This is a genomic window from Nocardioides ganghwensis (genome assembly GCF_014779655.1).
In the GTDB taxonomy this organism is placed as follows: domain Bacteria; phylum Actinomycetota; class Actinomycetes; order Propionibacteriales; family Nocardioidaceae; genus Nocardioides; species Nocardioides ganghwensis.
In genome coordinates this window covers 13,797-25,504 of sequence record NZ_JACXYX010000016.1, presented here as the reverse complement: position 1 = coordinate 25,504, position 11,708 = coordinate 13,797, and the positions used below count along the sequence as shown (strand labels likewise).

The 11,708-nt window shown below is 73.1% G+C and carries 11 protein-coding genes; 9 read left to right on the top strand and 2 right to left on the bottom strand.

The annotated features are described in order from the left end of the window. Position 1: 1 nt before the first annotated feature. A complete protein-coding gene (locus IEZ24_RS16970) occupies positions 2-514 on the bottom strand; it encodes a ferritin (RefSeq protein ID WP_129455813.1) in 513 nt (170 codons plus the stop codon). A gap of 45 nt (positions 515-559) precedes the next feature. Next, positions 560-1,111 (bottom strand): SACE_7040 family transcriptional regulator, encoded by a 552-nt coding sequence (locus IEZ24_RS16965; protein WP_242498527.1) that lies wholly within the window; start codon positions 1,109-1,111, stop codon positions 560-562. Positions 1,112-1,498: 387 nt separating this feature from the next. Between IEZ24_RS16965 and IEZ24_RS16960 the strand changes: the two genes are divergently transcribed. The 9 genes from IEZ24_RS16960 to IEZ24_RS16920 all read left to right on the top strand — a co-directional run bounded on the left by IEZ24_RS16960 (position 1,499) and on the right by IEZ24_RS16920 (position 11,627). Then, positions 1,499-2,194 carry a response regulator transcription factor gene (locus tag IEZ24_RS16960; RefSeq protein ID WP_129455812.1) on the top strand — a complete coding sequence of 232 codons (696 nt, stop codon included), beginning with the start codon at positions 1,499-1,501 and terminating at the stop codon, positions 2,192-2,194. Continuing rightward, on the top strand, positions 2,191-3,375 hold the full coding sequence (locus IEZ24_RS16955) for an ATP-binding protein (RefSeq protein ID WP_129455811.1): 1,185 nt from the start codon (positions 2,191-2,193) through the stop codon (positions 3,373-3,375). The genes IEZ24_RS16960 and IEZ24_RS16955 overlap by 4 nt, the downstream gene beginning before the upstream one ends. 36 nt (positions 3,376-3,411) lie before the next feature. Then, positions 3,412-4,992: a carboxyl transferase domain-containing protein gene (locus tag IEZ24_RS16950; RefSeq protein ID WP_275938088.1), complete on the top strand. Its 1,581-nt coding sequence runs from the start codon at positions 3,412-3,414 to the stop codon at positions 4,990-4,992. Next, positions 4,989-5,147, top strand: a complete 159-nt coding sequence (locus IEZ24_RS16945; protein ID WP_165356119.1) for a hypothetical protein — start codon at positions 4,989-4,991, stop codon at positions 5,145-5,147. The genes IEZ24_RS16950 and IEZ24_RS16945 overlap by 4 nt, the downstream gene beginning before the upstream one ends. Continuing rightward, a complete protein-coding gene (locus IEZ24_RS16940; RefSeq protein WP_129455810.1) occupies positions 5,144-7,153 on the top strand; it encodes an acetyl/propionyl/methylcrotonyl-CoA carboxylase subunit alpha in 2,010 nt (669 codons plus the stop codon). The genes IEZ24_RS16945 and IEZ24_RS16940 overlap by 4 nt, the downstream gene beginning before the upstream one ends. A gap of 65 nt (positions 7,154-7,218) precedes the next feature. Continuing rightward, positions 7,219-8,139 (top strand): hydroxymethylglutaryl-CoA lyase, encoded by a 921-nt coding sequence (locus IEZ24_RS16935; protein WP_129455809.1) that lies wholly within the window; start codon positions 7,219-7,221, stop codon positions 8,137-8,139. Positions 8,140-8,173: 34 nt separating this feature from the next. Then, positions 8,174-9,259 carry a hypothetical protein gene (locus IEZ24_RS16930; RefSeq protein WP_129455808.1) on the top strand — a complete coding sequence of 362 codons (1,086 nt, stop codon included), beginning with the start codon at positions 8,174-8,176 and terminating at the stop codon, positions 9,257-9,259. Positions 9,260-9,288: 29 nt separating this feature from the next. Continuing rightward, on the top strand, positions 9,289-10,437 hold the full coding sequence (locus IEZ24_RS16925; protein ID WP_129455807.1) for a hypothetical protein: 1,149 nt from the start codon (positions 9,289-9,291) through the stop codon (positions 10,435-10,437). Further along, positions 10,434-11,627 (top strand): hypothetical protein, encoded by a 1,194-nt coding sequence (locus IEZ24_RS16920; protein WP_129455806.1) that lies wholly within the window; start codon positions 10,434-10,436, stop codon positions 11,625-11,627. Before IEZ24_RS16925 ends, IEZ24_RS16920 begins: the two co-directional genes overlap by 4 nt. Positions 11,628-11,708: the final 81 nt, after the last annotated feature.

The window sequence follows — 11,708 nt, the reverse complement described above, 5'->3', positions numbered from 1 at the left end:
TTCAGCGGGCCTCGGTCGTGGTGACCGGGCGGGCGCCGAGCTCCTCGTCGAGCCGGAGCAGGCCGGGCCCGTCGTCGTCGATCATCTTGAGGCGGCCGACGATCTCCTTGACCGTCGCCTCCTCCTCGACCTGCTCCTCGAGGAACCAGTTGAGCAGCGGCCGCGAGTCGAGGTCGCCCTCGGACTCGGCGAGGCGGTAGAGGTCGCGGATGGACGCCGAGACCCTCTCCTCGTGGGCCAGCGCGGCCTCGAAGGCGTCGAGGACGGAGCCGACGGTCGGGCTGGGCGCGGACGTCGCGCCGATGCGCGGGTGGTTGTCGCGGTCGGCGACGTGGTCGATGAACTTGTTGGCGTGGACGATCTCCTCGTCCGCCTGGTGCCGCAGCCACGCGGCCATCCCGGGGAGGTCCATGATCTCGAGCTCGATGGCGAGCTGGCGGTAGACCAACGACGCCTGGAACTCGAGCGTGATCTGGGCGTTGAAGGCGTTCTCGAGGGTCTCGCTCAGCTGCATGGGCTCACCCTATCGGGGGGGACGAGCGCGGGCTGCGGGCTCGGGTCAGGCGAGACCGAGCGCGCCGTGGGCCATGTCGCGCAGCACGTCGTGCATCTGCGGGTCGGGCAGCCGGCCGCTGTGCGGCGTGGAGTTGAGCAGCCCGAACAGCACGTGGGCCCGGGTGCGCGACGCCTCGGGGCTCAGCCCGGGCTCGAGGCGGCGTACCTCGGTGGCCCAGATGTCGACGTAGGCGCGCTGGAGGGCGCGGACCCGCTCGCGCGCCTCGTCGGGGAGGTTGCTCCAGTCGCGGTCCTGGACGACGATCAGGGCGCGGTGCTCGAGGGCGAACTCGATGTGCCACTCGACGAGCGCCTCGAGGGCCTCGCGGGGTCCGGCGGCGCCGGCGACGCGCGCACGGCCCTCGGTCAGCAGCGTCTCGCTGATGGACACCAGCATCTCGGCGAGCATCGCGTCCTTGGACTCGAAGTGCTTGTAGAGCGCGGGACCGGAGATCCCGCAGGCCGAGCCGAGCTCGGCGACCGAGACGCCGTGGAACCCGCGGGTGGCGAAGAGCTCGGCCGCGATGTCCAGGATCTGCTGGCGGCGAGGGGTCACGACGTCGAGGTTAGTGCCTGCTAACCCGTCGCGCGGTGCGCGTGGTGCCGGGAGCGCCATGTCGCGCTCTGGCGCCTCCCAGACTGCCAGCGGAATCACACGCGTCTCCCCACTACTCCCCGTGCCGGCGCCGCCGGGTGCTGCCAGTGGGCCGCACCCCCGCAGCGGCCCACTGATCCCCACGATCAGCGCCCCCCGTCGTGCAATCCAGATATTACGCGCAACACCCTGAGGAATGAGTGGTGCCAGCACCACTTTGGTGTAAAGAACTTCGGCCGCCAGGCGCGCGGACAGCGGAATCAAGGGTGCGCGCGGGCAGGCAGCGTCCCGGAGCAGTGGTGCCTGCTCTACCGACGCGCCGCGGCGGCCGTGGCTACAGTGCGGCGCATGTCGCAGATCCGGGTGGTCCTCGCCGAGGACGGAGACCTGCTGCGGGCGGGGGTGCTCGCGCTGCTCGACTCCTACGAGGACATCGACGTCGTCGCGACCGCCACGAACCTCCCCGAGCTGCTGGCGGCGGTGGACGAGCACCGGCCCGACGTGCTCCTCACAGACATCCGGATGCCGCCCGACTTCACCGACGAGGGCGTCCGCGCGGCGGGCGAGCTGCGGCGTACGCATCCCGACGTGGGCGTGGTGGCGCTGACGCAGTACGCCGACGTGGAGTACGCCCTCGACCTCGTGCGCGAGGGCAGCGACGGCCGGGGCTACCTCCTCAAGGAGCGCGTCGCCGACGTCGACGAGCTCGTGGCCGCCCTCCACACGGTCGCGGCGGGCGGGTCGGTGATCGACCAGATCGTCGTCGACGCCCTCATGGAGACCGGCACGCGGCGGCACGACTCCCTGCTCGACCGGCTCACCCCGCGCGAGCTCGAGGTGCTCTCGATGGTCGCCCGCGGGATGACCAACGCGGCGATCGCCGCGGAGCTGGTGATCACCGACCGCGCCGTGGAGAAGCACATCAACTCGATCCTGACCAAGCTCGACCTGCCCGCGGACGCCCCGGTGCACCGCCGGGTGGCGGCGACGCTGGTCTTCCTCAGCGAGGCCGGCGTCGGCGGCGGGGTCACGCCCCGCCGATGAAGGGGCTGCTGTCGGGCTGGGACAGCCTCGACCCGGCGCTGCGGTGGCTGCTGCGCATCAACCTGATCGCGCTCACCACCGCCACCCTCCTGCTCGGGGCGACGTACGTGCTCGGCTTCCGGCACACCGCGGTGGAGATCGACCTCGGCGTGATGGTCGTGTCGATCGTGCTGATGCTCGTCACGTCACCGCTGTGCCGGCGCTACGGCGCGCCGGCCGCGATCGTCGGGCTGACGCTCTCCGCGCTCCTCTTCGCCGTGGGCGGGACGTGGGCGACGCCCAACCTGAGCCCGTTGACGGCCCTGCTGACGCTGGTCCCGCTGCTGGTGGGGTTCCCCTACGTCGGGCGCCGCTGGATCCAGGCCCTCAGCGTGGTGGCGGTCGTCGGCAGCGCGGCGGTCGCCGCCCTGGCCGAGTGGCGGCGGGTCGAGGCGATCAACGAGCTGTGGTGGGTCAACGCCATCGTCATCGCGGCGTCCCTGCCGGCAGGCGTCGCGGTGGTGGTGTTCCTCGTCCGCGACGCCTACACGCGCCTGCAGGACCAGTCGGCCCAGCTCGTGGAGTCCCGTACGCAGATCGTGGAGGTCGCCGACGCGGCCCGCCGCAGCCTCGAGCGCGACCTGCACGACGGTGCCCAGCAGCGCCTGCTCGCGATGAGCGTGACCATCGAGCGCGCCCGCAAGGAGCTCCTGGCCGGCCGGCACGAGGGTGCCGCAGCGCTCCTGGGGCAGCTGGCGGCCGACAACCGCGAGGTCGTCACCGAGCTGCGCGAGCTGGCCCGCGGCATCTACCCGCCGCTGCTCACCGAGCGCGGTCTCGTCGCGGCGCTCCAGTCGACCGCGCGCCGCTCGACGGTGCCGGTCACGCTCGACGTCGCCGACGTCGAGCGCACCGGCCGCCAGGTCGAGGCCGCGGCGTACTTCTGCATCCTCGAGGCCCTCACCAACGCCGCGAAGCACGCCGACGCCACCGAGGTGCTCGTGACCGTGCGCGGTCGCCCGCACCTGTCCTTCAGCGTCGCCGACGACGGGCGCGGGTTCGACCGCGACCGCGTGGTCGCCGGTGGCCTGCTCGGCATGGAGGCCCGCGTGGCCGCAGCCGGTGGCCGCCTCGCGCTGGAGACCGGACCCGGACGGGGCACCGTCCTGCGCGGCGAGTTCCCGGCGGACCGACCCGCGTGATGGACAGCGCAGGTTAACGATCGCTAACCTGAGCCGGTGTCCGAGCCACTGACTGCCCCACCCACCATGCGCGAGCTCGTCGACGACCTGCGCGCCCGGCTCGCCCGCGTGCGCCGGGGCGGGTCGGACGCCGCCCGGCGCAAGCACACCGACCGCGGCAAGCTGCTGGTCCGCGACCGGGTCGACCGGCTCCTCGACCCGGGCAGCCCGTTCCTCGAGCTGGCGCCGCTGGCTGCGTTCGGGATGTACGGCAAGGGTTCCGGTGGAGACGCTGACGACTACGCCGTGCCCTCCGCCGGCGTCGTCGGCGGGATCGGCCGGGTGGCGGGCCGCGAGTGCGTCATCGTCGCCAACGACGCGACCGTCAAGGGCGGCACCTACTACCCGATGACGGTCAAGAAGCACCTGCGTGCGCAGACGATCGCCGCGGAGAACCACCTGCCGTGCATCTACCTCGTCGACTCGGGCGGGGCCTTCCTGCCGATGCAGGACGAGGTGTTCCCCGACCGCGAGCACTTCGGCCGGATCTTCTTCAACCAGGCCAACCTCTCCGCCCGGGGCATCCCGCAGATCGCCAGCGTGATGGGCTCGTGCACCGCGGGTGGCGCGTACGTCCCGGCGATGTCGGACGAGACCGTGATCGTGCGCAACCAGGGCACGATCTTCCTCGGCGGCCCCCCGCTGGTGAAGGCCGCGACCGGTGAGGTGGTCACGGCCGAGGACCTCGGCGGCGGCGACGTGCACGCCCGTACGTCCGGTGTGGTGGACCACCTCGCCGAGGACGACGCCCACGCGCTCGCGATCGTGCGCTCGATCGTCGACACCCTGCCCGCGGCCACCCCGGTGCGCACGCCCGTCGCCGACGTCGAGGAGCCGCACGAGGCCCCGGAGTCGCTCTACGACGTGGTGCCGACCGACACGCGCACGCCCTACGACGTGCGCGAGGTGGTCCGCCGCGTGGTCGACGGCAGCCGGTTCCACGAGTTCAAGAAGCTCTACGGCGACACCCTGGTGTGCGGCTTCGCCCGGATCCACGGCTACGAGGTCGGCATCGTCGCCAACAACGGCATCCTGTTCAGCGAGTCGGCGCTCAAGGGCGCTCACTTCATCGAGCTGTGCAACCAGCGCAGGATCCCGCTGGTGTTCCTCCAGAACATCACCGGCTTCATGGTCGGTCGCGAGTACGAGAACAAGGGCATCGCCCGCGACGGCGCCAAGCTCGTCACAGCCGTCGCGTGCAGCGTCGTGCCGAAGTTCACCGTCGTCATCGGCGGCTCGTTCGGCGCCGGCAACTACGGCATGTGCGGGCGGGCCTACGACCCGCGCTTCCTCTGGATGTGGCCCAACGCCCGGATCTCGGTGATGGGCGGGGAGCAGGCGGCCTCGGTGCTCGCGACCGTCCGCACCGACCTGGAGGACGAGGAGGCGGTCGAGGCCTTCAAGGCGCCGATCCGTGAGCAGTACGAGACCCAGGGCTCGCCCTACTACGCCAGCGCGCGGCTGTGGGACGACGGGATCATCGACCCCGCCGACACCCGCCGCGTGCTCGGCATGGCGCTCGCCGCCACGGCGTACACGCCGATCCCCGAACCGTCCTACGGCATCTTCAGGATGTGACCGCCGTGGTTTCGACACGCTCGCTTCGCTCGCTGCTCGACCAGCGGCGCTCGCTTCGTCCGTCGCTCGACCAGCGGCGCTCGCTTCGTCCGCTGGTTGAGCAGGGCCGCCAGGCCCGTGCCGAAACCGAGGCTGCCGAGATGGAGAACTCATGAACACCCTGCTGATCGCCAACCGCGGCGAGATCGCCCTGCGGGTCATGCGTACGGCGCGCCGCCTCGGCTGGCGCACGGTCGCGATCCACACCGACCTCGACGCCGACGCGCCGCACGTGCGCGCCGCGGACCGTACGGTGCGGGTCGCGTCCTACCTCGACATCGACGAGGTCGTCGCAGCCGCCCGCGAGGCCGGCGCCGGTTTCGTCCACCCCGGCTACGGCTTCCTGTCCGAGCGCGCGCCGTTCGCGCGGGCTCTGGCCGACGCCGGCATCACGCTCGTCGGCCCGTCAGCCGACGTGATGGACGCGATGGGCCGCAAGGACGCCGCCCGTGAGGTCGCGCTCGCCGCGGGGGTGCCGGTCGTGCCGTCGTACTCCCTCGTCGGTCCGGATGCGGCCGACCCGGCGACGTTCGCCTACCCGGTGCTGGTCAAGGCGGCGGCCGGCGGTGGCGGCAAGGGCATGCGCGTGGTGCGCTCGGCCGACGGCTACGCCGAGGCGTTCGCCGCCGCCCAGCGCGAGGCGCTGTCGTCCTTCGGCGACGACACGATCCTGGTGGAGAAGTACGTCGAGTCCGGCCGCCACATCGAGGTGCAGGTCATGGGTGACGCCCACGGCACCGTGCTGCACTTCTTCGAGCGCGACTGCTCCACCCAGCGCCGCCACCAGAAGGTGCTCGAGGAGGCGCCCGCGCCCACCATCGGCGACGAGCAGCGGGCCGCGATCACCTCGTCGGCCGTCGCGCTCGCGCAGCAGTGCGGCTACACCGGCGCCGGGACCGTGGAGTTCCTCCTCGACAACGCCACTGGCGAGTTCTACTTCCTCGAGATGAACACCCGACTCCAGGTCGAGCACCCGGTGACCGAGGAGGTCGTCCGGGTCCGGTCCGACGACGGGAGCGAGCGGGTCGACCTCGTCGAGCTCCAGCTGCGCGTCGCGACCGGCGAGCCGCTCGGCATCGAGCAGTCGCAGGTCACGCTCGAGGGCCACGCCATCGAGGCGCGCGTCTACGCCGAGGACTCGTTCAACGGCTTCCTGCCCCAGGCCGGCGTCGCGACCTCGGTCGAGTGGCCGGGCGGTCTCACCGCCGGGCTGCTCGCTCCCGACGTGGTGCGGAGCGGTGGGGAGCCCGGTGAGCCCCTCATCCGGGTCGACCACGCGCTCGAGAGCGGGCAGGAGGTCAGCACCGCCTACGACCCCATGCTCGGCAAGGTGATCGCGTGGGGGCCGGACCGCGAGGCCGCCCGCGCCTCGCTGGTGGCGGCGCTCGACGGGACCGAGATCCTCGGCCTCACCACCAACACCGGGTTCCTCCGCACCCTCGTGGCGAGCGAGGAGTTCCGCGGCGCCACCATCGACACCGCGTGGCTGGACCGCAACGAGGTCCCACGTCCGTCGGACGCCGTGGCCCGGATCCTCGCCGCGGTCTCGCTGGCCCCGGACGCGTCGCCCCCGCACGGCGACGGCGGCCCGTGGCGGGCAGACGGGTTCCGTCTCGGTGCGGATCCCGCGCCGCTGGTCGTCCAGGTCGACCGGCCGGTCGCCTTCGGGGCCGGAACGGTCGACGGCCGTGCCGTGACCGAGCCCCACGCCATCACCGCCTACGGGTCTCCCTACCGGGCCTGGGCCACGGTCGACGGCGAGCAGCACGGCGCCACGATCAGCGTGACCACCGCCGAGGTCGAGGTCGTCCACCGGGGCCAGCGCTTCGTCTTCGAGCGCCACGACCCCTTCGCCGACCACGCAGCTGCGGCCGGCGACGGCACCCTGCTCGCACCGATGCCCGGCACCGTGCTCGCGGTCAACGTCACCGAGGGCCACACCGTGGCCGAGGGTGAGACGCTGGGGGTGATGGAGGCGATGAAGATGGAGCTCGCGCTCAAGGCGCCCTTCGCCGGCACCGTGACCGCGGTCGGCGCGGCCACCGGCGACCTGGTCAAGCTCGGCGCCCTGCTGTTCGTCGTCGAGCCCGACGCCGGACGTCATGGCGAGGGGCCGCTGTGACGACCGCGAGCCATGACGCTGGGGCGGTGCGTCATGGCGACGGGTCGTGGGGGCAACCACTGCCCATGACCGTGCCCGCCGACGGCCTGCCGGAGCGGGTGACGATCTACGAGGTCGGCCCCCGCGACGGCCTGCAGAACGAGCAGGCGATCGTGCCGGTCGAGGTCAAGGCCGAGTTCGTACGCCGCCTCGTGGCCGCCGGGCTCCCGATCGTCGAGGCCACGTCGTTCGTGCACCCGAAGTGGGTGCCGCAGCTCGCCGACGCACACCTGCTGATGACGGAGCTGGGCGAGGCGGGCCGGCACCTGCCGGTCCTCGTGCCCAACGAGCGCGGCCTCGACCGGGCGCTCGAGCTCGGCCTGGAGCACGTGGCGATCTTCGGCAGCGCGACGGAGACCTTCGCGACCAAGAACCTCAACCGAACCTTCGACGAGCAGTTCGCGATGTTCGAGCCGACCGTGGCGCGCGCCCGCGAGGCCGGCATGGACGTCCGTGCGTACGTCTCGATGTGCTTCGGCGACCCGTGGGAGGGAGCGGTGCCGATCGAGCAGGTCGTCGCCGCCGGCACCCGCCTGCTCGACCTCGGGGCCTCGCAGCTCAGCCTCGGCGACACCATCGGCGTCGCGACCGCCGGGCACGTGAAGGCGCTCGTCAGCGCGTTCGTCGACGCGGGCGTCGGCACCGACCGGCTCGCGATGCACTTCCACGACACCTACGGGCAGGCGCTCGCCAACACGTTCTCCGCGCTCCAGGCGGGCATCACGACCTTCGACGCCAGCGCCGGCGGCCTCGGAGGCTGCCCCTACGCCAGGTCGGCGACCGGCAACCTCGCCACCGAGGACCTGGTCTGGATGCTGACCGGCCTGGGGATCGACCACGGTGTCGACCTCGACGCCGTGGTGGCGACGAGCGCGTGGATGGCCGGGCAGCTGGGTCGCCCGAGCCCCAGCGCCGTCGTACGGGCGCTCTCGGGCAGCGCGGGTTGAGCAGCGCGACTCCGACTCGGGCACAATCAGCGCCATGAGCCGCGTCGTCCACCTGCACATCGGCGCCCCGAAGACCGGCACCACCTATCTGCAGGACCGGCTCCTGCTCAACAGCTCGACCCTCGCCCGGCACGGGGTGACGATCCCGAGCCGTCGCGGCGGGCGGTCCGACATGTTCCACTTCCGGGCCGCGCTCGACCTCCTCGACCAGGACTGGGGCGGTGCGCCCGGGCACGCCACGGGGGCCTGGGACGCGATGATGCGCAAGGTCCGGCGCGCCGACGGCAACGTCGTCATCAGCCACGAGATCCTCGCCGGCGCCAAGCCCGAGAAGGTCGCCAAGGCGATGAACGACCTCGCCGGCGACGAGGTGCACATCGTCTACTCCGCGCGCGACCTCGGCCGCCAGCTGCCGGCAGCGTGGCAGGAGTCGATCAAGCAGGGTCGCAAGTGGCCGTTCAAGCGCTTCCTCACCAAGGTCGAGCGCGGCCAGACCTGGTTCTTCAACGCGATGGACCTCCCGACCGTCCTGTCGCGGTGGGGCACCAAGCTGCCGCCCGAGCGGGTCCACGTCGTCACCGTGCCGCACGACCGCGGCCCCAACGGCGACGAGCTGTGGCTGCGGTTCTGCCGCGCATTCGGCATCGACCCCGCGTGGGCGCCACTCGACTCCGAGCGCGACAACCGCTCCCTCGGCATCGCGGAGACCTCCCTGCTGCGCAAGCTCAACCGGCGCCTCGAGCTCGGCGTGTGGCGCGACCCGGCGTACGACGCCCTCATCCGCGAGCTGCTCGCCCAGCAGGTGCTCGTCTCCCGCAAGGCCGTGCCCGTGCGGCTGCCGCCCGACCGCTACGACTTCGCCGAGCAGCAGGCCGACCTCTGGATCGACTGGATCAAGGGCTCCGGCGTCGACGTCATCGGCGACGTCGAGGACCTCCGCCCGCGCCGTCCCGCCGAGGGCGAGGCGTGGAAGGACCCTGACCGCGTCCGGGCCAAGCTCGAGCTCGGGGCCGCGCTCGACGCGCTCACCGTGATGACCCAGGAGGCGGCCAACCGGGCGTCCGCCGAGTCCGTCAGCGGCCGGCTGCTCGACACCGCACGCCGACTGCGCGACCGTTGACCACCAGCAGGTCGGGAGCGGAGCCGGTCGTGGAGCCACGGAAGGACCCGGGCTCGGACCAGGTGCGGGCGCACGGCTGGGTCGCCCACCTCCGCGCCGGCGGCACCACGCCCTGGCTGGCGTGGACCGGCCACGACGACGCGGCACCCGCGGCTCGCGCCGTCCCCGGTGCCCAGCAGCTCGAGCTGCTGCGCCGGATCAACCTCGCGTTCGAGTCGGGTGCCGGCCCCCGTGGCGACCACGACGACCGGCGCACCCGTCTCGCCGACCGGGTCCTCACCGCTCCAGCCGCCGGTCGCGGCAAGGCGGACCTGCCGCTCGTCGGGGTCCCGGCCCCGTCCTACGGACCGCGACCTGTGGACCCGGCAGGGGTCAGTGCCCACGAGCTGCTGCGGGTGGCGAGCGTGCTGCTCGCCGACGACCTCGTCGACCTCGGCCCCGACCCCGTGCCCACGAGCTGGGCACGGCCGTGGCGACGGCGGTTCCGGCTGGTCGGCGACCCGCTCGTCACCGTCGCCGCCCGCGAGCACCTGCTCGGCCGCGGCCGCCCCGAGGGCGGACCGCGACCGTTCGTCGTCGCCGTCGGCGCCCCGCTCGACGAGCTCCTCGCCCACACGTGGACGCAACGCTGCTTCGAGCACGGCAGCAGGCCGTGGGGCGACTGGCTGCGGTTCTGGGTGGAGCGCGACCAGCTCCCCGCCCGCGTCGACCTCGTCGACTCCGTGCACCGCTGGGGCGGGCGTCGCCCGTTCGTCCGGGTCGTCACCGACCTCGCCCAGCTGCCGGGCCAGGTCGGCGTACGCCACCTGCCGGCCGTGCGCACGCCGGGCGCCGACCAGGCCGAGCTGGCGCGCCGGATCGCCGCGGTGGTCGGGCTGCGGGCCCCGGTCGCCGAGCGGCCTGCGCTGATGCGCACGCTCCAGCGACGGATCTCCGACACCGGCGTCGCACCCGTCGGGGTGCCGGCCGCCCAGCGGGAATGGGTCGCCGCCTCGGCCGCCCGCCTGGGCAGGCACCTGTCGCGCGCTGGCTACCCTGTCGTCGGCGACCTCGCCGATCTCGCGCCCCGCGCCGCCGTGGACGCCGCGGCGGGTGCCGACGACCAGCAGGTGCTGGACCTGGCGATCGGGATGATCGTCGACCCGACGTGGCGCACGGAGAGGCAGGTGGAGCGGTGAGCAGGCGGGTGCTGCTGCACGTGGGCTGCCCGAAGACCGGCACGTCCTACCTCCAGGACGTCCTCTTCCGCAACCAGGCCGTGCTGCGCGAGCACGACATCCTCTACCCGGCCGACCGCTTCGACGCCCACTTCCTCGCCGCGCTCGACCTGATGACGCTGCCCTGGGGCGGCATCGAGACCGAGGCCGTCGGCGCGTGGGACCGGCTCGCCGAGCAGGTGCGGGACTGGCACGGGACCTCGATCATCAGCCACGAGATCTTCGCGCGCGCCACGCCCACCCAGGTCGAGCGCGCCCTCGCCTCGCTGGGCGACGCCGAGGTCCACCTCGTGCTGTCCGTGCGCGACCTCGTGCGCCAGATCCCCGCGGAGTGGCAGGAGAACGTCAAGCACCGCAGCCACATCACCTACGGCCGGTTCCTGCGCACCATCCGCGACCCCGAGCGCGACTCCCGGATCGGCTCCTGGTTCTGGGCCGTGCAGGAGATCCCGGACATCCTCGAACGGTGGGGCTCCTCCCTCCCGCCCGAGCACGTGCACCTCGTCACGCTGCCGCCGTCCGGCTCCGACCGGGGCGAGCTCTGGCGACGGTTCTCGCGGACCTTCGGCCTCGACGACCTGCCGCTCGACCTGACCGCCGAGCGGGAGAACCCGTCGCTCGGCGTGCCCGAGACCGCGCTGCTGCGCACCGTCAACGAGCGCGTCACCTCGGTCATCGCCCCGCCGGACTACCGGCCGCTCGTGCGCGAGACGCTCGCCCACCAGACCCTCTCGCGCGGCGTGGCCTCGGCCCGGCTGGGCCTCCCGCCGGCCGACCACGCGTGGGCGCGGGAGCTGTCGCAGGGCTGGATCGAGGTGCTCGCCGACCGCGGCTACGACGTCGTCGGGTCGCTCGACGACCTGCTCGGCCCCGAGCCCGGCCCGTACGCCGACCCCGACGCGGTGGGCGCCGACGAGCTGCTGCCACCCGCCCTCGACGCGATCGGCGCCCTGCTGGTCGAGGCCGCGCGGCTGCGTGCGGTGGAGGAGCGGCTGCACGAGGAGCTGCGGGAGGCGCGCGAGGAGCGGGACCGGGCCCGCCTCACCCCGGCGTACCGGGCGAGGCGCAAGGTGGTCACCACGCTCGAGGGCAGTCCCGCAGGTCGCGGCACGCTCGACGCCTACCGGCGACTGCGCGGGCGCACCGGCTGACGGAGGCCGTGGACCGCCCGGTCACCTCGTGACCTTCGACCCTGACGCGGTCCCGCGAGGGGGCCTACGGTGAAGTCGAGG